This is a genomic window from Thermosyntropha tengcongensis (assembly GCF_055381335.1).
In genome coordinates this window covers 991,022-1,015,802 of record NZ_AP042437.1, presented here as the reverse complement: position 1 = coordinate 1,015,802, position 24,781 = coordinate 991,022, and the positions used below count along the sequence as shown (strand labels likewise).

The following is a 24,781-nucleotide window of genomic DNA, read 5'->3' as shown; positions in this document are numbered from 1 at the left end:
TCCGCCCTACTATAAAGAATTAAACAAATCATCTTCATACTCTACCTTGGCAAACCATTCAGCAAATCCGGTATCTATTTTTTTGTTTTTGATCGCATCTACTATCCGCAAAAACTTTGTGTAATGCTCGAAAAACCTTTTTAAAGCATAATCTTTAGTCAGGTTGTTGGTAACCATGAAAAACCAGTCACTGCTTTGAATAAGCATTAATTCTTTTAAAGCCTGTTTTTTAACCCTTTCACCCAATTCACTTTTAATTTCCACATGGGCAACTGCTTCATATTCCTGGTTGGCTTTGGCAATAATCTGCCACATCCATTCAGTTTCTTTATTCTGCCATACATAATGTTTACCGCCCATTCCCCAGGAAGAATCGAAAATCTCTGCCTCATAGCGGGGAGCTTCCATATGACACGGTAAAACCATATTAAGTTTGTTTAAGTATAAGCCTCGTATTACTTCTTCCAGCCAGTAAACCCCTTCCCACCACCAGTGTCCAAAAAGCTCCGTATCGTAACAACCCACAATAAGCGGTCTGTTAAAGCCTATTTTCTGGGCTTCATTTATAGTCCGCTTTAAAACCCCTACAAAATGCTGGGCATGTTCTTTAGCTTTTTTTTCTGCCTTATAAGCATCATATACTTCTTTTTTGTCCAGAGGCTTTAATCTATCAGTAACCCGCCAGTATTTTAAACCTGATCTCGGAAAATGCTTATGGAATTCACGATAATTTTCATCCCCGGGATATCCGAATTCTGCTGACCATACCTGGTAGCTTACCAGAGCATTGCGTCCAAAAACTGTAATATCCCGATCCTTAAGTTTATAAGGACGATAGGTGCTTAAACCCGTTATCGCAAAAGTTTCAATCTTCATCTCTTCTTCCAGAATATCTCCGCTAAATATCCCTAAAGGCTTGCCTCCCTCTATGGCATGACTGTCGACAAAAAAATATTTAAAACCATATTTAATCAGCATATCTTCTAATCCCTGACGGTATCCACACTCTGGAAGCCAAAACCCTTTAGGTTCAACACCAAAAAACTTCTCATAGATTTTCTTGCCATAGAAAATCTGGGCTTCAGCACTTTGGGGATCCAGTACAGGCAAATAGGCATGGGTAGCTGCAGTGGCTAAAACTTCTATACACCCTTTATCCTGCATTTCCTTAATTATTCCTAAAATGTCACAGTTAAAATCAGTAATAAAATCTCTTCGTATATCCTTATAAAACCGGTGGTAAATAGACGCTGTTTGGGCTAATTTCTTTTCCCCGCAGGAAACAAAGTATCTTTCATCCTCCAAAGCTCTAGCTTCACATGCTTTCAGATAATTTATAAATTCATTTTTTATATATCTGGAATTAAGTTGTTCCATTAAAGTAGGGCTTAAGCTTATAGTGACCGGTGCTCCTACCCCTTCTTCATAAAGGCGAAGAAAACTTCTTAAGAGAGGGATATAAGTTTCAGCCATCGCCTCAAAAAGCCATACCTCACCAAAAGGCCATCTGCCCTGTCTTTTAACATAAGGAATATGACTGTGTAATACCAGCATTATTCGCGCATCCACTTTTTGCACTTCCCTTGCCAGAAAAATTAGCAGATAATCTTCTGTTTTACTTTTAAAACTTCACTGTATACACCAATCGTAGATCTGGCGATGGCTTCCCAGCTGTAAACATTTTTTACCTTCTGACTGGCATTACGTTTGAGCTTTTCCGCCAAAAAATCATCAGTAAGAAGCCTTACCATGGCGTCTGCCAGCTTCTCTATTTCCCAGGCATTAACCTTTAAGCCGGTGACCCCATCCTCAACTATCTCAGCCAAACCGCCCACATTTCCCACGATTACCGGAGTATTGGTAACCATAGCTTCCAAAGCTACAATGCCAAAAGGTTCATAAAGGCTTGGAAATACGGCCAAACTTGCCTTTTTATAAATCAAATTCCGGTCTTCAATGCCGATAAAACCAGTAAATACAACTTTTTCCTGCAGCTGCAATCTTCTAACTTCTTCTTCCAGAAATTCTCTCTGCGGTCCTCTTCCACCTATATACAACCTGGCATCAGGCACTTCTTTAGCCACTCTGTCAAAAGCATGAATAAGCTCTCTAACCCCTTTTTCCGGTACCAGTCTTCCTAAAAAAACTACCGCCTTTTCGTTTTCACCTACATAACTGTACTCTGATACGGAGGGAAGTTTCTGAAAAAGTTCGGGATCTACCCCATTAGGTATGACGTGAATGGATTCTTTTTTAACTCCAAAAAGAGTGCTTACTTCATTTTGCATATATCTGCTGCAGCAAATTACCTGATCCGCCTCTAGAGCAAGATTTTTTTCAATTTCATTGATTTCAAGCTGCATGCGATTGTGCAGGCCCAGATTTCTTCCATGCTCGGTAGCATGAATGGTAGTTACCAGAGGGAGGGAAAAAATCTTGCTTACCGATCTTCCAGCATAAGCTACCAGCCAATCGTGGGCATGTACAATATCAAAACCGCCTATTTGGTCATTTATACATACTGCCGCCCTGATAGCTTCACTGTTAAAAGAAAAAATCCAGGATTTAAAATGTTCCCCCTCAGCAGCTGGTCTTCCAACCCGGTAAATATGTACCCCGTTCTCCTTTTGATAAGCTGGACAATCCGGTGCAGAAGGAGTTATCACATAAACTTCAACCCCCTGCCTCACCAAAAAACGGCTCAAATCAAAGACATGCTGTCCAAGGCCTCCCACCATGTGAGGAGGATATTCCCAGCTGAACATAAGTACCTTCACCTTAATCCCCTCGTTCACAATATATTTTTTAATAATATACCAGATTATTATTTCTATTGTAAGGCTTTTTGCTTATAATGTTTTATAAGCAAAGCAAACCTTTAAAAATAATATTTAAAAAAGCTTGGGAGGTTTATTGATGAACGCCATCTTGAAGACTAAAGAAATAAGGCCGTCTATAATTAAAAACCCTGACCTGGCTCCGGAAGGCTATAAAAAACTGGAATGGGTAAGCCATCGTATGCCGGTACTCAATATCCTGCGGGAAGAATTCGTTAAAGAAAAGCCCCTGAGCGGCAAAAGAGTAGCCTGCTGCCTTCATCTGGAAGCTAAAACCGGCTATCTCCTTCAGACTTTACAGGCAGCTGGAGCAGAGGTAGTTGCTTGTGCCAGCAATCCCCTTTCTACTCAGGATGATGTGGTTGCGGCACTGGTCGATTCCGGCATAACCGTCTATGCTGTACATGGTGAAACACCGGAAGAATATCACAGATATCTGGAATACACCCTGGATACTATGCCGGATGCTATTATCGATGACGGAGCTGATATGGTTACTATTCTGCACCGCGACCGCCGGGAACAAGCAAAAACTATTATTGGAGGCTGTGAAGAAACTACTACTGGAATAATAAGGCTTAAGGCTATGGACAAAGAAAATACCCTGCTTTTCCCCATGATGGCAGTAAATGATGCCTATATGAAATATCTTTTCGACAACCGCTATGGCACGGGACAGTCGGTATGGGACGGTATCAATCGCACCACCAACCTGGTAGTAGCCGGTAAAAATGTAGTAGTGGTAGGCTACGGCTGGTGTGGAAAAGGAGTTTCCATGCGGGCTTTAGGTATGGGAGCTAAAGTTATAATTACCGAAATAGATCCTATAAAAGCCAATGAAGCTATTATGGACGGATTCCAGGTTATGCCCATGCGAGAAGCTGCCAAAATAGGCGATATATTTATAACTGTAACCGGAAATATAAATGTAATCCGCAAAGAACATTTTGAGGTAATGAAAGATGGTGCTCTTCTTGCCAATGCCGGCCATTTCGATGTAGAAATAAGTAAAAAAGATTTATACAGCCTGGCTACCAGTGTGCGTAAGGTTAGAAACAACATCGAAGAATTTGTTATGCCTGATGGCCGAAAACTTTATCTTTTGGCAGAAGGACGCCTGGTAAATCTGGCTGCCGGCGATGGGCACCCAGCTGAAGTTATGGATTTAAGTTTTTCACTGCAAGCTCTATCCCTGGTTTATGTAATTCAAAACCGTGACAAACTGGGGAACCATGTTTACAATGTTCCAGCGGAAATTGACCAGAAAGTTGCCCGCTTGAAACTTCAGTCTGAAAATGTGGAAATTGACGAATTAACCGAAGAACAAAAAGAATATCTGGCCAGCTGGGACATAGATTAAAATCTAATCATCAATAAAAACTGCATAAAAACCGTCTCTTTGTCCATAATAATTATTGACTATAAAGGCAAAGGACGGTTTTTTTATGGATAGGAAAAAAAAATATTATATTACAGGATTTTTTGCTATTCTATTTGTTATACTGACAGCTGCCTATCTTTTAAACTTAAACCAGAACAAAAACTTATCTGTGCCTAAATTTGCATCCAGCACTGATTATTACACCATCCGGGATACAGAGGGTAATATAGTACTACAAACAGGTATCAAAATATACAAAAATGATGAATACATTAATGAACAAAATATCCACTATGTAGTAACCTCGGTAAAAGGTAAAGAAGCAGTTGCTGTGGTAAAAAACCAAATCTCTGCCGATACAAGAGATATTCCTGCTGCTTCCCTTTTTCTTCCTGATAAACTTCTTAAACCCGATTTTTCTGATATTTCAGTAGCCATCTATCATACCCATAGTGATGAATCATACATTCCCACCTCTGGTACCTCCAGCAAAAGAGCAGATGGAGATATATTCAAGGTGGGAAAAGCATTAAAAGAACGTTTGGAAAAACCAGGGATAAAGGTGTATCACAGTTTAAATGCCCATGATCCGCATGATATCAATGCTTATCATCGTTCCCGGCGTACTGCCATTGATCTGGTTAAAAAAGGTCCGGATGCCCTTTTAGACATACACCGGGATTCAGCCCCCCTTTCCGCCTATCAGGCCAATATTAAAGACACCCAGGTCGCCCGGGTAATGATAGTTATAGGAAGGTCTAACCCCAACATGCAGGTGAATCTGGATTATGCTCGCCGGGTAAAAGCAGCAGCTGATAAAATATATCCTGGCTTCCTGCGCGGGATATTTATAGGGAAAGGAGATTACAATCAAGACTTATACCCCACTGCTCTACTATTTGAAGTAGGTACCGAACAAAACAGCCTGAAAGAGGCAGAAGAAAGCATGAAATTCCTGGGGGATATACTTATCCATATTCTCCGCAATGAAGACCGTTCCTGAAGAGCAAAATTTAAAGGAGTCCGCATATAAACAAAGGACTCCTTTAAATTTGAGCTTTGTTTTTTATCTTGACGGCTTCTGTTATTTTAATGATATCATGAATAAAATTAGCTCCTCTTGATATTATTATGCCGGTAAAAACCATCCCCAGATAAGGTATCATAAGGGGTACACCCATAATCCTGAAAAAATCTACCTGAGCCGCTACTGCAAGTATAACACCTGTAATTATGGCTCCTAACCTTTCCTTATTTATTCCTCCATTTGATTTAACCATCAGCAGGGTTTCCCATATAGCTTCCGCGGAAACCGCCAAAAGCAGAAGAGATGCTACCTCCTGCATATTTTTTCTCCTTCTTTAAAAACTATTATTTTTATACATGATTATTCATACATATAGGTTTTAGAATTGCTTTTTTTCTGTTAATCTTAATATTATGGGAAATCACATATATTCGGGGAGAGAAAAAATGCGCCTTAAATATAAATGGCAGGTACTGTTTATAGTAAATATTGGAATTTTTATGTCTACCCTGGATGGAAGTATTTTAAATATTGCCAATCCTACCATTGCTAAAAGCCTTTCTGTATCATTATCTCAGATACAATGGCTGGTAACCTCCTATATGCTGGTAATAACAGCTACTCTTCTATTTTTTGGGAAGCTTAGCGATCAAGTAGGGAGGCATAAAATATATGCCTGCGGTTTTTTAATTTTTGCTTCAGGATCTCTGCTCTGCAGTCTGGCCCGCAGCCTTTATCTTCTGATCGGTACCCGTATAATTCAAGCTATCGGTGCAAGTATGATGATGGCAACTGGTATGGCCATAGTATCTACTACTTTTCCACCTAATGAGCGAGGCAAAGCACTAGGATTTACTGCCAGCATGGTAGGAATAGGTAATATGACGGGCCCCAGTCTGGGAGGTCTTCTGGTGGCCAATTTCCCCTGGCCCGTGATATTTCTTATCAATGTTCCTATAGGCTTTACAGGTTTCTACCTGGCACAAAAATTTTTTAAGGCACCTCAAATAAATAACCCTGGTCAAAGGCAAGATATAACTGGTACCATAATCCTCAGCTTGTCTCTTATTCTCTTCATGCTTTCCCTGTCAGCAGGTGGGAAAATAAACGGCATATTTTTAGTAAGCAGCCTGCTGTTATTTTCTTTATTTATTTTTCTCGAAAGAAAAATACCTAACCCTCTGCTTGACTTCGAACTATTTAATAATAAAAACTTTGTCGCTGGTAATATAATGGCACTTTTGGCCTACACTACCCAAACTTTTGTCGTTTTTCTGCTGCCTTTTTATTTTGAAAACATACTTTCCTTATCCCCGGCTCACTCTGGATTTTTAATGACTATTCCTCCTGTAATCATGGCTCTCATTGCTCCCATAGCGGGCAATCTTTCTGATCGTATAGGAGCTATGCCTCTAACATCTATCTCTTTTTTGATGTTAGCTGCTGCCCATGCCGTTTTTGCCTGCTCCACCTTAAATCTTGACCTCCCCTTGACTATAACAGGTCTCATAATGCTCGGCATAGGGATGGGAAGCTTCGGCTCCCCCAACAACAGTTCCATATTAGGTTCAGTCCCCCCTGAGAAATCAGGCTACACAGGAGGTTTTATATCTACCGTCCGCAATTTTTCTTTTTCTTTAGGAATAGCAATATCAGTAAGTATATTCATATTTTTGCTAAATCATTTTAGACTATCGACATCGTATAATCTCGCTTATGCGAAAGCATTACACTATGTGTATATAGTTTCATCTGGAATAAACTTGCTGGGACTTTTTACATCCATATTCACACGTAAATATCGCCATAGCGCATCCTCGATTACCAAAAATGAATCAATATCATGATAATCAAAAAGTTTTTTTAAAAATCTTGCCTTCTCTTATTTTGACTTCTGCTCTTTTTTTTGTTATACTTATATCGCGATGTACGCCTGTAGCTCAGTGGATAGAGCGCCGGCCTCCGGAGCCGGGTGGGGAGGTTCGATTCCTCTCAGGCGTACCATTTTTATATGGCTGACTTTACCTCTGCAGGTACTGCAAAAAGTACTGGTACTCTGCAGAGGTTTTATTTTTTCATCCTGCCTGCAGCCTCAATCTCCACAAAATCAGAACCCGTTCTAAAATTCCCATCTTAGTTCGCCATTTACAAATACATGGAATATTTTGGAACAAGAATAAATAATATTATAATAAAAACATTGACAGAACTTTTGTTTGATATTATACTTCTATTCAAGAACATTAGTTCTTTAATTTGCGGAGGTGGCGAACTTATGTTTCAAAATTTTACTAAAAAAGAAATTTTACAGACCCTGGCAGGTTCTTTGGGAATGATTACATTGAGTTATTTTCTGGCAGTAGGCTTTTTTCTCCTCTTTAAATAAAAAAGCTCCCTTATGAAGGAGCCGTTTTATCCAATTGCACAGTATTCAGTTTCATAGACATTTATTATTGCCTTTCCTTTGGAAATTGACACCAGGTTTTTCTTAAATTTTTCTGTTTTATCCAGCGGAACCAAAAAATCCGCCTTAACCGAAACATCAAATACAACCTTATCAATAAATACATTTTCTTGATTACATAAATATTCTATTTTGCCCCAGCAAACATAATCCGTTTCAATCCCTAGCCTCTGACATAATACAAAAAGCTGTTTTTCTGCTTTTTCCAAAACATCTAAAGCAGCCGATGAATAAGCTCTTACTAAACCAGAAGCTCCTAAAAGGATTCCGCCAAAATATCGTGCTACCACCACCAGCACATTAGTAAGATTATGATACTTGATTATATTTAATATAGGCAATCCCGCCGTTCCGGAGGGTTCACCATCATCACTGTATTTCTCCTGAGGAGGGTTTCTTAGTATATAAGCATAGCAATAATGATTGGCACCTGGCCATAATTGGCGAGCTTTTGCCAATAAATCGCCAACTTCTTCTATGTGGTTAACTGGAATTGCCCAGGCAATAAAACGCGACTTTTTGATAACCAGCTCACTAACTTTCTCTGATTTAATGGTATAAAAACTGGACATAAACTATCCCTGCTTTATATCTGGAAGTTTTGTCTAAGCCAATTTATAGTATAATATTCTCGTTTTTTATAATCATTAATAAACTTGTGATCGGCTCCTTGAAAAACCTTCAAGGTACAGACAGGTATTTTACCGGTAAGATAAAAAGCATTTTTTAGAGGAACAACTTTATCTTCTTCCCCATGAATGATCAAAGTTGGTCTTCTGCCAATATTCTCGATATATTTATCCATATCATGATTGCTAAAATCTCTTATCAAATCCGGGCCTAATTTAAAAATCCCGCTTTCATCAGCTATTTCTATTTCATACCCCGACCTTAAAAGTTTATACTGCTTTTGAGGTATAAGTCCGGCAAAAGTCAGGTGGAGAAAAACAGGTGCTGACCATAGAATAAAGCCTTTTACATCCGGTTCTCCTGTTCCTCCTGCCAGAACCGTAGTCCCTCCGAAGCTTCGACCCAAAAGAATTATCGGAAGAGATAAATTTTTCTTTACATAATTTATAACTGTTTTTAAATCTTCTGCCTGCCTGGTTAAAGTAACTTTGGCAAAATCCCCCGGACTTTCACCACTTCCTGTAAAATCAAAAGCCAAAACGGCAAAACCAGCTTCCTGTAAGCTGTCAGCAAAATCAAAAATCCTGCCGCCATTTTCCTTGCTTCCTCGAAAGCCGTGGCATACCACTACCATATGAGAGGCAGCAGGAAATATATTAATATATGCCTTAATCTCTTTTTCTCCATCCTTTATGCAGATTTTTTCCATAAATTTTAGCACCTTCTACATAGGTTTCTTAGGTTTTTGTTCTTCCTCGCTATCATACCGCACCTTATAATTGCAGAGGTCGCACACAAAAACTGCATCTTTGGCCTGTACAAGTTTAGGATAATCTTTGTGATCTTCCGCTACATTATAAGTTTTACCGCACATAATACATCTGGCCTGCACCTGATTCATTGCACATTCCCTCCCCGCATAAAATGCTGCCTCTCCTTTTATGAGTATTATAGCTAAATTTTAAAATAAGCCATAGCTTCTTCTAAAGAAGCTACTATATCATCAAGCCGCTCTATGGCTGCATTTATCTCCTCGACCCCCGCCATCTGCTCCTCGGCTATTCTGTTTATTTCCAGGGCAGCCTGAGCATTATTATTTGCTGTTCTGGTGGTTTCCTCAACGGCTACTATAGCTGTTTCGGCACTGGCTGCCATTTCTTCACTGGCTGCAGATATCTCCTGTATCTGTTCATTTACCACGGAAACCGCACTTATTATCTGTCCGAAAAATTCTCCTGCTTTGGCAATTATCCCGGTTCCGTTATTTACTTCCTGGGTTCCTTTCTGCATAGATGCTACTGCATTTTGCGCCTCATTCTGGATTTCTCTGATCAATTGAGCTATCTTCTTGGCTGCCTCTCCTGATTCCTCTGCCAGTTTGCGCACCTCTTCCGCAACTACTGCAAAGCCTCTTCCGGCATCTCCAGCCCGTGCAGCTTCAATCGCCGCATTCAAGGCTAAAAGATTAGTCTGGTCAGCTATGCTGGTAATCAGGTCTACAATCTGCCCTATTTCCTGAGATTTTCTTCCCAAGCCTTCCACTATTTCTGCGGTATGATCAACTGCATCCTTTATGGCATTTATCTGGTTTATAGCTTCCCTTATCCTGTTTCCTCCCTCTTCTGCCTTAGCATTAGCTGTCATGGCTGAGGAAGAAACTTCTCCTGCATTGGCTGCCAGCTGTTCTATGGCACCTGACATTTCAGTTATGGCCATCCTGGATTTTTCAGTAAGCCTGGCCTGCTCAGCAGCATTGCTGCTCATTTCCTCAGCCTTGGCCACCATTTTTTCCATAAGTGAAGAACTCATCCGGGAATTTTCAAGCAGCCTTTCACTAGATTCTTTTACCGTAGTGCTCAATTCTTTCGTCTTGCCAATTAACTCACTTATTCTGTCTATCATTACATTTACCCTGGCTGCCAGCCTGCCAGGCGCATCATTGGCCCTTACCGGTATCCGGTGCGTAAGATCTCCTTCACTGGTTCTGGCCACCGCTTCACCTATGCGCCTTAAAGGCATATAAACAGTATAAGAGATAAGAAAAGCAGCTATTAAGCCTATGGCTATCCCAAAAGCCGAGTAGCCAATCATATTTAACCTGAATCTGGCTACCATATTATCATAAGTTTCCGCCGGGATACCAACATAGAACATGCCTATTATATTGCCATCTTTGTCTTTTAACGGCTCATAGGCAGTGAAATGCTTTATTCCTACTACATCTGCCTCTCCCAGATAAGGCTTTCCCTGTTTGAGAACCGTATCAACAACATAATCAGCCGCTTTCGTATTAATCATACGCTGGTTATCCCGCATGACATTGGTAGCTACCCTGGTGTCACCTCTGAAAACAGTCACCGTATTACCGGTAACCCTGCCAATCTGGTCAACCAGTTCATAATTTTCTTCCATAAGTACATTTCCTTTGTAAAGTTTGCCATCAATTATTTCCCAGTCTCCGGGATATCTCTGGTCAATCAGTTCGTGGGCTAAAGCCAAATCTGACTTTAGTTTTTCTTCGGCAGCAGCCATCATTTTTTCACCCATAATATAAGTAGCATAAATCCCCATCAAGCCGGTTACTCCTGCCAAAACCAGCGTAAAAGCAGCAATAAGCCTTAATCTTACATCAAATATGCGCAAAAACCTTTCAAACCAGTCAAGAAATCCCTGCACCCCTTTTCTCCCCTCTCCTAAAAAATATCCCATTTTATTAATATCTTACTTTATCTTATATACAAAAACCGTCTATTTATGTCACTCTTTTTCCGGCAAAATCTTTATATAGAGTACCCGCTGGTAATTATAGGAACCTATAATATTGCCGTTCTTATCATAAAGATAATTTACCGAAGCCCCCCCTACATATACCTTGGCATCTTCTTCAATCCCCAGGCTTTTTATATAACCAGTTAAGGACTGATTATCGGTAAAAACTATCTGTACCTTAATAAGCTCCGGTTTAGATTTTTTTTTCATTTCCCATTTGGAAAAATCAGCACTGCATCCGCTGCTGCTCAAAAGAAAAGCCAGAACCAGAGTTATCAGAAGATATATAAATCCCCGCGCATTCACCATTCACTCCTCCTGTGAACCCTTTTTTTCCCTTTATTTTCTGTTTTAGGAACCCTATTCTGCTTGCGGCTCCAGGATCTTAATTTATTATCCACCAAATAATGTACAGTACCAGGAGGATATTTCCCGTTCTTATCCTTTTTGCCAGCCGGCATGCCTGTTAATATTTCCAGTCCTTCATCGATATGTTCCACTGCCCATATATTAAATTTTTTAGCCTTTACTGCCTCTATAACTTCTTCATCCAGCATAAGCTGAGCTATATTTTGTTTGGGAATAATAACCCCCTGTTTTCCATTCAATCCCTGCTCTTTGCAAACCTTAAAAAACCCTTCTATTTTCTGATTTACCCCCCCTACCGGCTGTATTTCTCCATTTTGATTTACCGAACCGGTAACTGCAATTCCCTGATAAATAGGAACTTCAGCCAAACTTGACAGCAGGGCATATAATTCGGCACTGGAAGCGCTATCCCCTTCAATACCTGAATAACTCTGTTCAAAAGTTAAGCTTGCCGAAAGGGATAACGGCTTATCCTGGGCATACTTGGCTCCCAGAAAACCGCTTAAAATAAGTACCCCCTTGCTGTGAATGCTTCCACTTAAATGTATTTCTCTTTCTATATTTACTAATCCTTTCTCCCCCATAAAAGTTTTGGCAGTAATCCTTACCGGTTTGCCAAAACTGTAATCTCCCAGTTCATAAACCGCAAGGCCGTTAATTTCTCCCACTCTCCAGCTTCTAGTATCAATAAGCAGAGTACCTTCTTTTATATACTCCTGAATCTTATCTTCCAAAATAGAAGAACGGTTTCTTTTTTCTTCGATAGCCTTTTTCACATGTTCCCCGGTAACCAGTTCGCAATTATCATATCTGGCCAGGCAGTCAGCTTCATATATTATCTCTTCCAGTTTATTAAACAAAGTAGTGAGTTTATTCTGGTGTTCCACCAGCCTGCTTCCATATTCAACCAGCTGCGCTACAGCTTCCGGCGTGAAATGCCGCAAACCTTTGCTCTCACATACTGAACAAACAAAACGGGCATAATCATACATATGTTTGCGGCTGCGCTCCATTTCTGTATCAAAGTCAGCCCTGATTTTAAAAAGCTTCTGAAAATCATTATCATAGTTGTAAAGGAGATAATAGTATATAGGTTCCCCTATGAGAACAACTTTTACCCGGCAGGGAATAGGTTCCGGCTGCAGGGTTTCCGTATTCGTTATACCTATCATCTTGCCAATGCTTTCAATAGTTATTTCCTGGTTTTTTATAACCTTTTTCAGCTTATCCCAGATATAAAAATTGTTCAAAATATCGTCTACATTTAATACCAGATACCCTCCATTAGCCTTATGTACAGCTCCTGCCTTTATCTTGGAAAAATCAGTAGACAATATCCCAAATTCGCCTTCATACTCAATCTGTCCAAAAAGATTCGCATAAGTCGGGTTTTTTTCAAAAATCACCGGAGCATGTTTAAGATGGGAATTATCAACTATAAGATTGACCTGATATCTCCTCAGCAAGCTCCTCCTGCTCACATGAGTAAAAAAGCCCAAAGGAGAATCATCATGTTTTATAAAACTATCTTTATTTTCCAGAAGATCTTCCTGCATATCTTTTAAGTATGCTACAACCCCGGAAAAATTTTGGTACTTTTCTATCAGCTTCTTAAAATAAGGTTGAATAACTTCCCTGGCCGTTTCATCTTCCAAATTTTTTATCTGTTCACGTACATTCTTCTCCAGTTCCCGGTACTGCCGCAAAGCTTCATTTAATTTTTCCTGTACCATCGCTCCCTTCTTCATTATCTCGTCTCTTTCTTCATCAGAAAGACGCATAAAATCTTCCTGGCTCATTATCTGGCCATCTTTAAGGGGGATGGTAGTTACTCCACCTTCATTCCTGGCTATCGTAAAACCGTAAGTCCTGGCTTCTTCCTCCAATTTAAGGTAGCGGCGGTTGGTTTCTTCCATGAAGCTGTTTAATATCTGATTTTTTTTATTTTCAAATTCTTCACTGTTTAAGGCCTTAATCATACTATCTATAATCTTCTCAATATTTTCAGCAACTGCCTTTTGAAAAATCTTGCCCTGTCCGGCAGGAAGTTCCAAGGCCTTTGGCATGTCAGGATTTTTAAAATTATATACATAGCACCAGTCAGAAGGCACTGGCTCTTTTTTAGCCTTGTTTTTCAGAACCTGTCTGGCCAGAGTCATCTTGCCACAGCCTACCGCTCCAGACAGATAAACATTATAGCCTGGATGGTCAATATCTATTCCTAAGGATACTGCTTTTAAAGCCCTTTCCTGAGCAATAATTCCCGAAAGAGGCTTTAGTTCAGCAGTACTCTTAAATTTAAAAATACCCGGATTACATTTTTTTCTTAAATCTTTGGTTTTTATTTTATATTTACTATTCTCCAAATATAAACACCCCCAAAACCATTACATTAGAATGTAAATATCATGCCCGTTTCTCCCTTTATTAATTTATAACCCAGCCTGGTATGTAAAATAGATGCCGCATAAAAACCTGTACAGTGGCAAACTATGATTTTCTCAATATCATAATTTTCTAACCTGGCTATCGTTTTATCTATTCTCTCCCTGGAAGCGCTCATAAGATGAGTTCCGCCTATATAAGCTTTTATTTTGGATTTACCGGTTTTTTGCATCACATAGTCGATAGTGTTAATCATTCCTGCATGGGCACAACCGCTTATTATTATAAGACCATCTTCGTCATCTATAACTAAAGCCATATCATCCAATAATTTATCATCTACCAGTTCATCACCAGCTTTAACCTTAAAACTGCCGCCCACATCTTCAAAATCATTTTCTCTGGGTATTTCACCTGTTAAATAAACCCCTGGATTTATTCTGGTAAATTCATTAATAAAATACAATTCTGCCCCTTTCTTTATAAGCTCATCCTGGCTAACTTTACATCCTATTTCTCTAAAAATCCCCGGCCCCAGCACAAGAGGACGTTGCAGGAAAATATCCCTGTGTGCATATACCTTTTTATTAGGAATTGATTCAATTACCGGAAGCAGAGCACCTGTATGGTCAAAATGGCCGTGACTTATTATTACACCAGCTATCTCTCTCAAATCAACCCCCAGGAGCTGTGCATTTTTCATTAAAGCATTATTAGATCCGGTATCAAAAAGATATTTAACCCCTTCATATTCTACCAGGGCAGCAAAGCCATATTCCCCTATCAACTCAGGTACCGGTGCAGTATTTTCGACCAGAATAGTAACCTTGGCAGCCATCTGAATCCCCCCATATCCTTTTTAAAACATAAAAAAATTATAAATAACTGCCATCGTTAAAATACCTGTAAGCAAAGTAAAAAAAAGGCTTTTGGTTTTTACAGCCACTATAATGGTAGGAATAAAAGCCCAAACATAGTAATTGTGCAGGCTTAAATCAATAAACCCTTTAGGTGCCATTACACTCAGCACCGTCAAAGCCCCCAGAACAGCAGGGGCTATATAGGAAAGCCACTCTTTTAAAACTTCGGGAAACTCAAATCTTGAGAAAAAAGCCACCGGCAAAATCCTGGGCAGTATGCTCACTATCGATACTCCAATAATCATTATCCATATTTCAGTGTTTCCCATTTATAATCACCCCTATAGTGGCAGCAACTATGGTTGCTATTATTATGTTAAACAGATTGTGCATGGAAACAGGCCAGATATATCCTATACATAAGCACAAAGCTGCAGCCATAAGGGCCACTATAAGCTCAGTCTTTTTGCTTATGACCAGAACTAAAAGGCAGGTATACATAGCAGGTAAAGCAAAGCCCAGGCCTATTTTATCTGTATTGGCAATAAGAGAACCTGATAAGGCACCTATAAAAGTGCTTGTTATCCAGCCTAAATGGGAAGTTAGGTTCAACCCTGCCATATAAGAAACCGTAGGCGCTTTTTGTTTATAATGGTTAAAAGCTACGGCATAAGTTTCATCTGTAAGCCCGTAGGAAAGAAGGGTAGCCCATTTGTTAGGCACATTATCTTTTAAAAAAGGCACCAGAGAAGTGGCAAACAAAAAGTAGCGCATATTGACCAAAATATTAGCAATTACTGCAGTAGCAACTGCTCCTCCTGCTTTCATTACTCCAATAGCTATATACTGTCCAGCTCCTGTAAAACATAAAATAGACATAGCTGTAGCCTGGATAACTGACATGCCTGCCTCACTTGCCAGTATTCCAAAAGCAAAACCTAATGGTACATAACCTAATACAATAGGAAACGCGTCTTTCATCCCTTCCCATAATTCTTCCTTCTGCATTTTTCTCTCCCCGTACAGCTTTTAATATGTCACATATAATAAAATTTTAGCATCCAGGCCACATATAAGCTAGACATGTTTGCTATTATTTAAAATTTATATTTTCCTTAACTATATATTTTCCGGAGGTAGATTGTTGTTGTCACCCTGCTCAGCAGGTTCATTTTCCTCAGGCTGGTTGTTTTCCTCCTCAGAAGGAGCTTCTTTATTCTCCTCGGTCTCTTCTGTTTCTTCATTATACATATGCATATAACAAACCTCAGAAGGAGCTGTCCCTCTTACAAAAGCGGTAAAAGATGTGCGCGGGCAAAATTCAGTAGCAATAAGCCCGGTATCCAAACACATATTTACAATCTCTGTATCAGCTGGTTTTTTGAAATCATTCCTGCCCAGCTTAAAAGAAGCCTGTCTTATAAAATTAGCCCATATAGGTCCTGCTATACTGCCTCCTGGCAAACCCACGCTCCTGCCGTCATCATATCCTACCCAAACAGCACAACAGATTTTGGGAGTATAACCGACAAACCAGGCATCCCTGTATTCATCAGTAGTTCCAGTTTTCCCGGCTGCATTGCTGCCAGCTATAGCCTTTAAGTGGGCTCCAGTCCCTCCAGGCTCCAATACTCCTTTAAGCAGATTGGTAATTATATAAGCATTTTCCGCCGATATAACTCTTTTTCCCCGGCTTCTGTTTTCTTCCAGAATCCTTCCCCTTTTATCTTCTATACGCAAAATGTAAACAGGTTCATGATAAAAACCTCCGCTGGCAAAAACAGAATACCCGGCAGCCATTTCCAAAGGAGTAACCTCATTTGATCCTAAGGGTAAAGACAAAACCGGTCTGATATTCTTAAACCCAAACCTTTCGCAATACCTTGCCGTAACTTTAGGATTCAGCATATCATTAACCTTTACAGCTACTACATTATCCGACTTCATGACCGCCTCTTTTAAAGTAAATTCCCGGTTATGATAAGGTATTTTCCCATAGTCTTTCGGAACGTAAAAGGTCCCATCCCCCATCTTAAACTGTACCCTGTCACACATTACCATATCAGCCGCCGTAAACCCTGATTCAATAGCTAATGAATACATAAAAGGCTTAAAAGTAGAACCCGGCTGCCTTTTAGCAAAAACGCGGTTGTAAGGTGAGGTGGTAAAATCTCTTCCCCCTATCAAGGCTCTTATTTGTCCATTTTGCGGATCTATGGCCACCAGAGCTGCCTGTAATTCAGGTGTTCTATATCTCATGACATTCTGGTAAGCCCGGTTAGCTGCCCTCTGCAAATCAAGATCCAGAGTAGTATATATCCTCAAACCGCCTGTGGCCATCGCCCTTTCTCCATATTTTTGGCTTATATACTTTTCTACCAGAGCCACAAAATAAGAAGCTTCTCCGCTTATATAGGGAGATTTTTGAAATACCAGTTTTTCGCTTAAAGCAGCATTTTTTTCTTCTTCAGTTATATATCCTTCCTCCTGCATTCTCTGCAAAACAGTTTCCTGCCTTTTTTTAGCAGCTTCTGGATTTTGATAAGGATCATAATAGGAGGGCCACTGGGGAAGCCCAGCCAAAAGAGCTGCTTCCGCCAGAGTAAGCTCAGAAGCATGTTTGGCAAAAAAAGTGCGCGCTGCTGCTTCCAGCCCATAAGCACCATGCCCAAAATATACATTGTTGCAGTACATAGTTAGAATTTCATCTTTGCTGTATTTGCGCTCCAATTGAAAAGTATAGTAAAGTTCCTTGATTTTTCTGGCTAAAGTCCTTTCATTGGTTAAATAAAGATTTTTGGCAGTTTGTTGAGTTATAGTACTTCCTCCTGCCACAATTTTTCTCGCCTTTAAATTAAGCCAAACCGCCCTTATAACTCCTGTCAAATCTACTCCATGATGTTTATAAAAGTTTTTATCTTCCACCGCTATAACTGCCTGTATAAAATAAGGCGGAATCTGGTTAAAGTTTAGGTTTATCCTGTTTTGCGTTGCTATCCCTTCCACAGGCTGACCATTTATATCATACACTATAGAAGGTTCAGGCTCTTCCGCCCGCGGAAGCACCAAAGCGCAGCCACTTAAATTGTTTAGTAAAATCAGAAAAACTAAAAAAATCAATAATTTACGCATATAACCCCTCCTAATTCCTAAATTACCCAAATTTTATAAATTTTATCCTTAAACCAGAATTACTTTCTCCCTTTTGACGAAAAATAACCATATAGTATATAATAAGGTGTTGAGAAATGATAAAAAAGGTGGTGGTAAAATGGACCCTATACCTGATTACCGATCGCGGTATTTAAATAACCGATCAATACAAAAACAAGGAGGGTTGCATTATACCACCAGGTTAATGGCTGACCCTCTTAAATAAGGAGGGATTTTAGCATGATCAAAACCTACTGGTACAACTATGTAGAAAACAAAATGTACCACGATGTAGACTTAAGCCAGCTCGATTTGCTTTTAGCTTCCCCCAACAGCCTTTTATGGATAGATATCTATGACTGTACTCCCAACGAACTTCATTATATAGGAAATATTTTTGGATTTCACCCTCTGGCACTGGAAGATTGCCTGCAGAGCAGTCCCCGTGCCAAGCTTGACCGCTATGACAACTATCACTTTTTTGTGTTTCATGCTCTTAGGTATTCAGAAGATGTTCTGGAAGAAGATGAGATAACCAGCATCGAACTTGATGTATTCATGGGGCCTAACTATATTGTAACCATTCATCCTATTGCCCTTTCCGCAGTGGGTAAAGCGGCACGTATATCGCTTAAAGAACCTACTTTAATGAATCGCGGTCCTGAATATCTTCTCTACTCCATCGTCGACAACATAGTAGACGACTATTTTCCCATCATCGAACGACTGGGAGAACGTATAGATGAATTAGAAGACGATATATTTATACTGCGCGGAAGGCAAATAACAGAAGAAATACTGGCTCTAAGAAGGACCATCATTCTGCTCAGGAAAGTTTTAATCCCCCAGCGCAGGATTTTCAGCAACATAAATGGCCGTTATTCATTTTTTGTAAAAGAGGAAAATATACCATATTACCTGGACCTGGTAGACCATCTGGACAGCATAATCGATGCAGCCAATGCGTATCGCGAACTGGTAAACAGCTCCCTGGAGACCTATTATTCAATAATCAACGGCAGAACCAGTGAAATTATAACAGTATTGACTATTATATCAGTAATTATGATGCCGCTTACGGTTATAACCGGATTTTATGGCATGAATGTAGACCTGCCTGGCCAGGCAAACCCGCTTACTGTATGGTATATATTAATTGGTATGATAGCTTTATCACTAGGAATGCTGTTTTCCTTCCGCCTCAAAAAATGGCTCTAATGAAGAAATATAAAAGCCTTGCATGTTCTTTTTATATGCAAGGCTTTATATTTTGATTTTATGAATATTTAACTACTATGCCACTTAAAAGTTCTGCCACATCCTGCACATAATCCTGTGCCATCTCAATATGTTCATAAATTTCACGCCACTTTATTATCTGCATGGCATCGTTTTCATTTTCAAACAACACAGCTAATCCATTTCTATACAGGTTATCCTGCTTTCTTTCAAGGCCAGTTATCTTTTCACAACATTCAATTATCTCTTTTTTGTTCTGCTCTACTCCATGCAAAAGATTAAAAGCCTTTTCCTGCAGCTTAATTGCTTCCAGCAATACATCTACCATCTCTTTTACCCTTTCATCAGGTTCTCCAGCTTTATATAATATCATGCGGTCGATAATTCCTGTTATGTAGTCTAAAACAACAGCCAACGACTGTACCAGAGCAAAAGCATCCTCCCGGTCAAAAGGAAGAATAAAGGAAGTATTGAGCCTTCTTACCAATTCTTCAATAATACGATCACCTTCATGTTCCAGAGCGGTAAGTTTGGCCAATTTTAATTCTAAATCCCGGTAATCATAAACTACTTCCCTTAAAATCTCTCCACCTCTTACTACTACCCTGGCACTTTCACTTAACAGCAAAAAGAGTTCCTTATCTTTTCGTCCAAATAGCTGCAAAACATTCACCCTTCATACGATTTTTATTAATTATAACATAACAAATGGACAGCTTATAAAGCCCTCAGGTAATCCGGCCTTAGATACCTGCGGTCATTTTTCTCAATAATAGTCTTAATTAAAGTAAGCATCTTTTCTTTATCATCAGGGAGCCTCCCTTTTATTGGCAGATAGTTGGAAGCATGATTGCTTCTAAATTCAGTTCCCTGACATTCCAGATGCTGTATCATTATATACATTTCTTCCAAAATTTCAAAAGGCCCTGGCAGTTCAAATTCCCCTCTCTGCTGACGGCGAAACAGTTCTGTATTGGGAACTATCATTAAGGTTAAAGCCCCTATATAATCAGGATTTATATCATTCAATATTTTAGCAGTATTTTTAGCATGTTCTACGGCTTTAGGAGTTCTTCCTGCCAGCCCTAAAAGTACAGTGACCGAAAGCTTTATCCCGGCTCTCCTCACACGTCTTCCTGCTTCTACCATTTCATCATAAGTTACCCCTTTACGAATATCCTTTAACAGTTCAGGATCTCCAGTTTCTACCCCTAAATAAGCTATAGAGAGACCAGCCGCTTTTAAAGCCGTAAGCTCAGTTATATCTTTAGATAATATACTGTCAGGACCCGCATATATCCCTACATGCCTCAAACTGGGGAAAGTCTTGTACAATGTTTCCAGTACCTCGAGCAGCTGATCGGTAGGCATAGCCAGAGCATCGCCGTCAGCCAGAAAAACTTTTTCTACATCCCCATAATAAAGTTTGGCCATACGGATATCCGTCTTTATCTCATCCAGGGAACGTACCCTGAATTTTTTATCTTTGTACATAGCACAAAAAGTACAACGGTTATGGGTGCAACCTATGGTAACCTGCAAAATATAGCTGTTAGCCTCACTTGGCGGTCTGAATATATTCCCCTCATATCTCATATATACCTTCAACCTCCCTTATAATATATTATTTTATTACAAAATACGCTAACAGGCGAAATAGTTTACAAATTATAAATTATAATCTAGCTATATTAAATTATCATTTTACTCAAAATAATAACAGGTGCGAGTTAATCATCAAGGAGGTATTATAATATGTCCAGACGAAAAGGTATTATGTCTGAACAGTTAAAGTACGAGATTGCCCGCGAGCTCGGAGTGGACCACATCGTGGCTACTGAAGGCTGGGGGGCAGTAAGCTCCAGGGACTGTGGTAACATGGTCAAAAAGGCTATTGAAATAGCCGAAAGGAGTTTAGCTAACCGTCAGTTTTAACTCGCACCTGACTTATTATCAAAGAGGGGTTTATCCCCTCTTTGTTTTAACTACAAAATAAAGGGGAAACCCCCTTTATTTTGTATTGTAAGTTTTATTGCTATATTTTATAACCCGGTTTTCCCAGGTGCGTATAGTTATTTCCTCTTCTCCCATTGATATTAAATATTCGGGAAGCATAGGCGTTTTACCATATCCTCCCGGAGCATTTATTATATAAGTAGGTACTGCCAGACCTGAAGTATAGCCTCTAAGTTTTTCCATAATTTTTATCCCTGTCTCAACTTTCGTGATAAAATGGGAAGTCCCTCTCACCTGTTTGGCATGGAAAATATAATAAGGCCTTACTCTTATCTTTAATAATTCCTGATTTAGTTTTTTCATAATATGTTCATCATCATTTACCCCTCTTAAAAGAACAGCCTGGTTTCCCAGTACTACCCCGGCTTTTATAAGCATATCACATGCTTTTTTGGCTTCCGGAGTAACTTCCAGGGGCGAATTAAACTGGGTATTTATATAAATAGGAGGATGTTTTTCCAGAATACTGCAAAGCTCGGGAGTAATTCTCTGTGGTAAAGTCACAGGCACCCTGGTTCCTATACGTTTTATTTCTACATGGGGTATAGAATCAAGCTCAGTTAAAATCCAGTCCAACATAAAATCACTTAAAAGCAGAGCATCTCCCCCGGTAATAAGAACATCCCTTATTTCTCTATTTTTTCTTATATAGTTTAAAGCCTCTTTTATCTGTTTTTTGGTGGCATGTTCATCTTTTTCACCAAAATTGCGCCTTCTCTGACAATGCCTGCAGTACATGGCGCACTGGTTAGTAACATTTATTATAAGCCGATCCGGATAACGCCTGGTAATAAGCAGTGCTGGATTAGTATAGCTTTCTCCCATCGGATCATCACAGCCATTTTCATCCAGCAACTCATCAATTACCGGTACAGCCTGTTTATATATAGGCGAATCTTCAAATTGTTCAAAATCGATTAAGCTCAAGTAATAAGGCGAAATAGCCCAGCGAAAATGTTTAGATAGCTCTACCAGTTCCTCATACCTTTTTTCTCCCAGCGGCAAAAAATGTATCAATTCTTCTGGCCTGCATATCCTGTGCTTCATGTGCCAGATCCAGTTATCCCAATCCTTCTCTTCAGCATTAAAATATTCCAAAATCTTTTTCTTATTGGCTTCAGTGCGCTCTACAACTCTAAATCCAGTTTCAATAAAAGGCTCCTTTTCCAAATAATCACTTATACTCTGTTTAAGTTCATAAGCCCTCTTAAGCGCAATGTCCCTTCTTTCCTCTGCCAGATTATAAATCATGCACTATTCCCCTCCTTAATGATAGATTATGCTGAGTATGTTCCTTAATATAAAATACCAAGCATAACTCTGGAGGGTTTTTTAACCTGTTCCCTCCCTTAAAACGCTTACGAAGTTAGCTGACGGGTTAGGGCCTTAAGGGTAGCCCCTCGAATATAAATTCGATTCACCCCAAGAAAGTGGTTCCCCCGCTCCAGATTTTTAAACCTGGATTCAGCGTTTACTAAACAGGTATACAAGCATAATATTATTTTAAACCATAATGAAAAATTTGTTAATAACTTACCGCATCCCAATCACTATACCTATTATAGCTACTATCCACAAAGCAGCCGCTTTATTTAGGCCCCTTATCTTTTTATCTTCTCCCAGCCAAATAAAACCTGCCCCAATAAAACCCAGAGCACTAACTATTTGCGCCGATAACCTGCCCGGATCAGCATACCAGGGAAAACCGGAAACCTGAAAAAAATATACTGAGGTTATAGTTATCAAGGTAGAACCCAGACATACAAAAGCGAAAATACGCGCCGTACGTCCGTTATACAGGAATAACCCCAGCAAAAATGGAAAAACAGTAGCAAAAACAAGTTTCAGGATTACTTCAAGCATACTACCCCCTGTAATTAGGCGCCTCTTTAGTAATATCGACATCATGCGGGTGGCTTTCAATAAGTCCGGCATTGGTTATTTTTATAAACCTGGTTTTGGTCTGCATTTCCTTTATATTTCTTGCTCCACAGTAACCCATGCCAGCTCTTAAGCCTCCAACTAGCTGGAAAATAGTATCTGCTACACTTCCCCGATAGGGAACCCGGCCTTCTATCCCTTCGGGCACAAGTTTTTTGGCATCTTCCTGGAAGTAGCGATCACTGCTGCCCTGAGTCATGGCTCCCAGTGAGCCCATACCTCTATAAACTTTGTAGCTCCTTCCCTGCCATATAACAGTTTCTCCCGGAGCTTCATCAGTACCAGCCAAAAGATTACCAAGCATTACCGAATCAGCCCCAGCAGCAATCGCTTTAGCTATATCACCTGAATATTTTATACCTCCATCAGCTATAACGGGAATATTATACTTTTTGGCTGCCTGACTGCATTCATACACAGCCGTGATTTGCGGCACACCTATACCTGCTACTACCCTGGTAGTACAGATAGATCCAGGTCCAATTCCTACCTTAACCGCATCAGCACCTGCTTTGATAAGTTCTTCTGTAGCTTCTGCCGTAGCCACATTCCCGGCTATAAGGTCAACTTCAGGAAATTTCTGTTTTATCTTTTTGACCATATTGATTACACCCAGCGAATGTCCGTGGGCGGTATCAACCACAATAACATCAACTCCAGCCCTTACCAGAGCTTCTACCCTTTCCAGGGTATCTTTAGCTGTACCTACAGCTGCCCCGGCAAGAAGCCTTCCTTTCTTATCTTTGGCAGCATTAGGATACTTGTTAGCTTTTTCAATATCTTTTATGGTAATAAGACCCATAAGGTTAAAGTCTTCATCTACCAGGGGCAGCTTTTCAATCTTATATTTCCGCATTATCTCCCGTGCCTTTTCCATACTGGTCCCTACTGGAGCTGTAATCAAGCCTTCACTGGTCATAACATCGCGGATAGGTTTGTCGAAATCAGTCTCAAATCTTATATCCCGGTTAGTTATGATGCCTACCAGCTTGCGCCCTTCCGTAATAGGTACTCCCGAAATATGATAATGTTCCATAATAGCTAAGGCATCTTTTATTTTATCATCAGGCGATAAATAGAAAGGATCAGTAATCACACCATGTTCAGACCGCTTAACCCGGTCTACCATTCTAGCCTGCTCTTCAATAGACATATTCTTGTGTATAATCCCTATTCCACCTTCGCGCGCCATGGCAATAGCCATTTTGCTCTCGGTAACCGTATCCATTCCCGCACTCATTATGGGGATTTCCAGCCTTATATTTCTGGTAAGCCAGGTGGAAACATCAACTTCACTGGGCATTACTTCTGAATACCCAGGAATCAAAAGTACATCATCAAAAGTAAGCCCCTCTTTGGCAAACTTATCATCCATTTCTTAACTCCCCTTTTTTAAATTTTAAATATCTTATAATAAATAATTGCAATTTGCAAGATAGTCACAGCTAATTTTGTACACAGTGTACAAAATAAATTAATCTCCTCCCATGGTTGAATTTACACCATATTTAAAAAAATGTTCTTTGAGAAGCTCTATAGTCTTGGGGGTCACCTTGAACCTGGCAGCCATACTTTCAGTATTTTCCCCTTCTTTCAAACAGGCAATAAATTGATCAAAATCTACTCCTGCTTCCCTGGCCATCTTAGCCAGATCATCTATTCTGCTCCAGGGCGGGAAAGAACCTCCATGTTTCATAATAAACCAGCACT

General features: G+C 39.8%; 24 protein-coding genes, 1 tRNA gene and 1 riboswitch. Of the genes, 6 read left to right on the top strand and 19 right to left on the bottom strand.

The features are described from left to right. Positions 1–9 precede the first annotated feature (9 nt). Together ACZ42E_RS04870 and ACZ42E_RS04865 are read right to left on the bottom strand one after the other, a co-directional pair. Positions 10–1,569: a 1,4-alpha-glucan branching protein domain-containing protein gene (locus ACZ42E_RS04870; protein WP_464893323.1), complete on the bottom strand. Its 1,560-nt coding sequence runs from the start codon at positions 1,567–1,569 to the stop codon at positions 10–12. A 26-nt stretch (positions 1,570–1,595) separates the two neighbouring features. Then, the gene (locus ACZ42E_RS04865) at positions 1,596–2,777 is read right to left on the bottom strand and encodes a glycosyltransferase family 4 protein (protein ID WP_464893322.1); all 1,182 of its coding nucleotides are present in this window, start codon (positions 2,775–2,777) and stop codon (positions 1,596–1,598) included. A 139-nt stretch (positions 2,778–2,916) separates the two neighbouring features. Here ACZ42E_RS04865 and ACZ42E_RS04860 point away from each other — a divergent pair, with 139 nt between their 5' ends. Beyond that, positions 2,917–4,197 (top strand): adenosylhomocysteinase, encoded by a 1,281-nt coding sequence (locus tag ACZ42E_RS04860; protein WP_464893321.1) that lies wholly within the window; start codon positions 2,917–2,919, stop codon positions 4,195–4,197. A gap of 85 nt (positions 4,198–4,282) precedes the next feature. Continuing rightward, positions 4,283–5,221: a stage II sporulation protein P gene (gene spoIIP, locus ACZ42E_RS04855; RefSeq protein ID WP_464893320.1), complete on the top strand. Its 939-nt coding sequence runs from the start codon at positions 4,283–4,285 to the stop codon at positions 5,219–5,221. 43 nt (positions 5,222–5,264) lie between these two features. Here spoIIP and ACZ42E_RS04850 read toward each other — a convergent pair whose 3' ends face one another. Next, on the bottom strand, positions 5,265–5,564 hold the full coding sequence (locus ACZ42E_RS04850; RefSeq protein WP_464893319.1) for a hypothetical protein: 300 nt from the start codon (positions 5,562–5,564) through the stop codon (positions 5,265–5,267). A gap of 127 nt (positions 5,565–5,691) precedes the next feature. Here ACZ42E_RS04850 and ACZ42E_RS04845 point away from each other — a divergent pair, with 127 nt between their 5' ends. Both ACZ42E_RS04845 and ACZ42E_RS04840 read left to right on the top strand, forming a co-directional pair. Beyond that, the gene (locus ACZ42E_RS04845; protein WP_464893318.1) at positions 5,692–7,092 is read left to right on the top strand and encodes an MFS transporter; all 1,401 of its coding nucleotides are present in this window, start codon (positions 5,692–5,694) and stop codon (positions 7,090–7,092) included. Between the two features lie 82 nt (positions 7,093–7,174). Next, positions 7,175–7,249 (top strand) — tRNA-Arg (locus ACZ42E_RS04840). 408 nt (positions 7,250–7,657) lie between these two features. Here the strand turns inward: ACZ42E_RS04840 and ACZ42E_RS04835 are convergent. The 10 genes from ACZ42E_RS04835 to ACZ42E_RS04790 all read right to left on the bottom strand — a co-directional run bounded on the left by ACZ42E_RS04835 (position 7,658) and on the right by ACZ42E_RS04790 (position 17,854). Beyond that, positions 7,658–8,281, bottom strand: a complete 624-nt coding sequence (locus ACZ42E_RS04835; RefSeq protein ID WP_464893317.1) for an IMPACT family protein — start codon at positions 8,279–8,281, stop codon at positions 7,658–7,660. 14 nt (positions 8,282–8,295) lie between these two features. Further along, positions 8,296–9,048, bottom strand: a complete 753-nt coding sequence (locus tag ACZ42E_RS04830) for an alpha/beta hydrolase (protein WP_464893316.1) — start codon at positions 9,046–9,048, stop codon at positions 8,296–8,298. A 15-nt stretch (positions 9,049–9,063) separates the two neighbouring features. After that, entirely contained in the window at positions 9,064–9,240 is a 177-nt protein-coding gene (locus ACZ42E_RS04825) for a DUF2197 domain-containing protein (RefSeq protein WP_464893315.1), read from the bottom strand. A 53-nt stretch (positions 9,241–9,293) separates the two neighbouring features. Further along, positions 9,294–11,015 carry a methyl-accepting chemotaxis protein gene (locus ACZ42E_RS04820; protein WP_464893314.1) on the bottom strand — a complete coding sequence of 574 codons (1,722 nt, stop codon included), beginning with the start codon at positions 11,013–11,015 and terminating at the stop codon, positions 9,294–9,296. 81 nt (positions 11,016–11,096) lie between these two features. Continuing rightward, entirely contained in the window at positions 11,097–11,417 is a 321-nt protein-coding gene (locus ACZ42E_RS04815) for a hypothetical protein (protein WP_464893313.1), read from the bottom strand. Next, entirely contained in the window at positions 11,411–13,843 is a 2,433-nt protein-coding gene (locus ACZ42E_RS04810; RefSeq protein ID WP_464893312.1) for a Lon protease family protein, read from the bottom strand. Before ACZ42E_RS04810 ends, ACZ42E_RS04815 begins: the two co-directional genes overlap by 7 nt. Positions 13,844–13,869: 26 nt before the next feature. Further along, entirely contained in the window at positions 13,870–14,700 is an 831-nt protein-coding gene (locus ACZ42E_RS04805) for an MBL fold metallo-hydrolase (protein ID WP_464893311.1), read from the bottom strand. A 21-nt stretch (positions 14,701–14,721) separates the two neighbouring features. Next, the gene (locus tag ACZ42E_RS04800; RefSeq protein ID WP_464893310.1) at positions 14,722–15,051 is read right to left on the bottom strand and encodes an AzlD domain-containing protein; all 330 of its coding nucleotides are present in this window, start codon (positions 15,049–15,051) and stop codon (positions 14,722–14,724) included. After that, positions 15,038–15,730: an AzlC family ABC transporter permease gene (locus ACZ42E_RS04795; RefSeq protein ID WP_464893309.1), complete on the bottom strand. Its 693-nt coding sequence runs from the start codon at positions 15,728–15,730 to the stop codon at positions 15,038–15,040. The genes ACZ42E_RS04800 and ACZ42E_RS04795 overlap by 14 nt, the downstream gene beginning before the upstream one ends. A 111-nt stretch (positions 15,731–15,841) precedes the next feature. Next, positions 15,842–17,854 (bottom strand): transglycosylase domain-containing protein, encoded by a 2,013-nt coding sequence (locus tag ACZ42E_RS04790; protein WP_464893308.1) that lies wholly within the window; start codon positions 17,852–17,854, stop codon positions 15,842–15,844. Between the two features lie 261 nt (positions 17,855–18,115). Between ACZ42E_RS04790 and corA the strand changes: the two genes are divergently transcribed. Beyond that, complete coding sequence (gene corA / locus ACZ42E_RS04785; RefSeq protein ID WP_464893307.1) at positions 18,116–19,093, top strand: magnesium/cobalt transporter CorA; 978 nt, start codon at positions 18,116–18,118, stop codon at positions 19,091–19,093. Between the two features lie 58 nt (positions 19,094–19,151). Here the strand turns inward: corA and ACZ42E_RS04780 are convergent, their stop codons facing one another. Next, on the bottom strand, positions 19,152–19,787 hold the full coding sequence (locus tag ACZ42E_RS04780) for a DUF47 domain-containing protein (protein ID WP_464893306.1): 636 nt from the start codon (positions 19,785–19,787) through the stop codon (positions 19,152–19,154). A 44-nt stretch (positions 19,788–19,831) separates the two neighbouring features. Continuing rightward, the gene (locus ACZ42E_RS04775) at positions 19,832–20,710 is read right to left on the bottom strand and encodes a radical SAM protein (protein ID WP_464893305.1); all 879 of its coding nucleotides are present in this window, start codon (positions 20,708–20,710) and stop codon (positions 19,832–19,834) included. Between the two features lie 159 nt (positions 20,711–20,869). Here ACZ42E_RS04775 and ACZ42E_RS04770 point away from each other — a divergent pair, with 159 nt between their 5' ends. Beyond that, positions 20,870–21,049 carry a small, acid-soluble spore protein, alpha/beta type gene (locus ACZ42E_RS04770; RefSeq protein WP_464893304.1) on the top strand — a complete coding sequence of 60 codons (180 nt, stop codon included), beginning with the start codon at positions 20,870–20,872 and terminating at the stop codon, positions 21,047–21,049. A gap of 75 nt (positions 21,050–21,124) precedes the next feature. On the opposite strand, the gene eam is transcribed toward ACZ42E_RS04770, so the two are convergent. The 4 genes from eam to ACZ42E_RS04750 form a co-directional block, all read right to left on the bottom strand. Next, on the bottom strand, positions 21,125–22,381 hold the full coding sequence (gene eam, locus ACZ42E_RS04765; protein ID WP_464893303.1) for a glutamate 2,3-aminomutase: 1,257 nt from the start codon (positions 22,379–22,381) through the stop codon (positions 21,125–21,127). 88 nt (positions 22,382–22,469) lie between these two features. After that, a riboswitch (cyclic di-AMP (ydaO/yuaA leader) is annotated at positions 22,470–22,610 on the bottom strand. A 53-nt stretch (positions 22,611–22,663) separates the two neighbouring features. Continuing rightward, a complete protein-coding gene (locus ACZ42E_RS04760; protein WP_464893302.1) occupies positions 22,664–22,993 on the bottom strand; it encodes an MgtC/SapB family protein in 330 nt (109 codons plus the stop codon). Position 22,994: 1 nt separating this feature from the next. Continuing rightward, entirely contained in the window at positions 22,995–24,446 is a 1,452-nt protein-coding gene (gene guaB, locus ACZ42E_RS04755; RefSeq protein ID WP_464893301.1) for an IMP dehydrogenase, read from the bottom strand. Between the two features lie 99 nt (positions 24,447–24,545). After that, a complete protein-coding gene (locus ACZ42E_RS04750; RefSeq protein WP_464893300.1) occupies positions 24,546–24,767 on the bottom strand; it encodes a helix-turn-helix domain-containing protein in 222 nt (73 codons plus the stop codon). Positions 24,768–24,781: the final 14 nt, after the last annotated feature.

Coding starts and splice junctions, on each gene's coding strand:
- ACZ42E_RS04815 (WP_464893313.1), bottom strand. CDS start 11,417: ATGGTGAATGCGCGGGGATTTATATATCTTCTGATAACTCTGGTTCTG.
- ACZ42E_RS04800 (WP_464893310.1), bottom strand. CDS start 15,051: ATGGGAAACACTGAAATATGGATAATGATTATTGGAGTATCGATAGTG.
- corA (WP_464893307.1), top strand. CDS start 18,116: ATGATCAAAACCTACTGGTACAACTATGTAGAAAACAAAATGTACCAC.
- ACZ42E_RS04860 (WP_464893321.1), top strand. CDS start 2,917: ATGAACGCCATCTTGAAGACTAAAGAAATAAGGCCGTCTATAATTAAA.
- ACZ42E_RS04850 (WP_464893319.1), bottom strand. CDS start 5,564: ATGCAGGAGGTAGCATCTCTTCTGCTTTTGGCGGTTTCCGCGGAAGCT.
- eam (WP_464893303.1), bottom strand. CDS start 22,381: ATGATTTATAATCTGGCAGAGGAAAGAAGGGACATTGCGCTTAAGAGG.
- spoIIP (WP_464893320.1), top strand. CDS start 4,283: ATGGATAGGAAAAAAAAATATTATATTACAGGATTTTTTGCTATTCTA.
- ACZ42E_RS04845 (WP_464893318.1), top strand. CDS start 5,692: ATGCGCCTTAAATATAAATGGCAGGTACTGTTTATAGTAAATATTGGA.
- ACZ42E_RS04770 (WP_464893304.1), top strand. CDS start 20,870: ATGTCCAGACGAAAAGGTATTATGTCTGAACAGTTAAAGTACGAGATT.
- ACZ42E_RS04805 (WP_464893311.1), bottom strand. CDS start 14,700: ATGGCTGCCAAGGTTACTATTCTGGTCGAAAATACTGCACCGGTACCT.
- ACZ42E_RS04760 (WP_464893302.1), bottom strand. CDS start 22,993: ATGCTTGAAGTAATCCTGAAACTTGTTTTTGCTACTGTTTTTCCATTT.
- ACZ42E_RS04835 (WP_464893317.1), bottom strand. CDS start 8,281: ATGTCCAGTTTTTATACCATTAAATCAGAGAAAGTTAGTGAGCTGGTT.
- guaB (WP_464893301.1), bottom strand. CDS start 24,446: ATGGATGATAAGTTTGCCAAAGAGGGGCTTACTTTTGATGATGTACTT.
- ACZ42E_RS04790 (WP_464893308.1), bottom strand. CDS start 17,854: ATGCGTAAATTATTGATTTTTTTAGTTTTTCTGATTTTACTAAACAAT.
- ACZ42E_RS04775 (WP_464893305.1), bottom strand. CDS start 20,710: ATGAGATATGAGGGGAATATATTCAGACCGCCAAGTGAGGCTAACAGC.
- ACZ42E_RS04795 (WP_464893309.1), bottom strand. CDS start 15,730: ATGCAGAAGGAAGAATTATGGGAAGGGATGAAAGACGCGTTTCCTATT.
- ACZ42E_RS04825 (WP_464893315.1), bottom strand. CDS start 9,240: ATGAATCAGGTGCAGGCCAGATGTATTATGTGCGGTAAAACTTATAAT.
- ACZ42E_RS04750 (WP_464893300.1), bottom strand. CDS start 24,767: ATGAAACATGGAGGTTCTTTCCCGCCCTGGAGCAGAATAGATGATCTG.
- ACZ42E_RS04830 (WP_464893316.1), bottom strand. CDS start 9,048: ATGGAAAAAATCTGCATAAAGGATGGAGAAAAAGAGATTAAGGCATAT.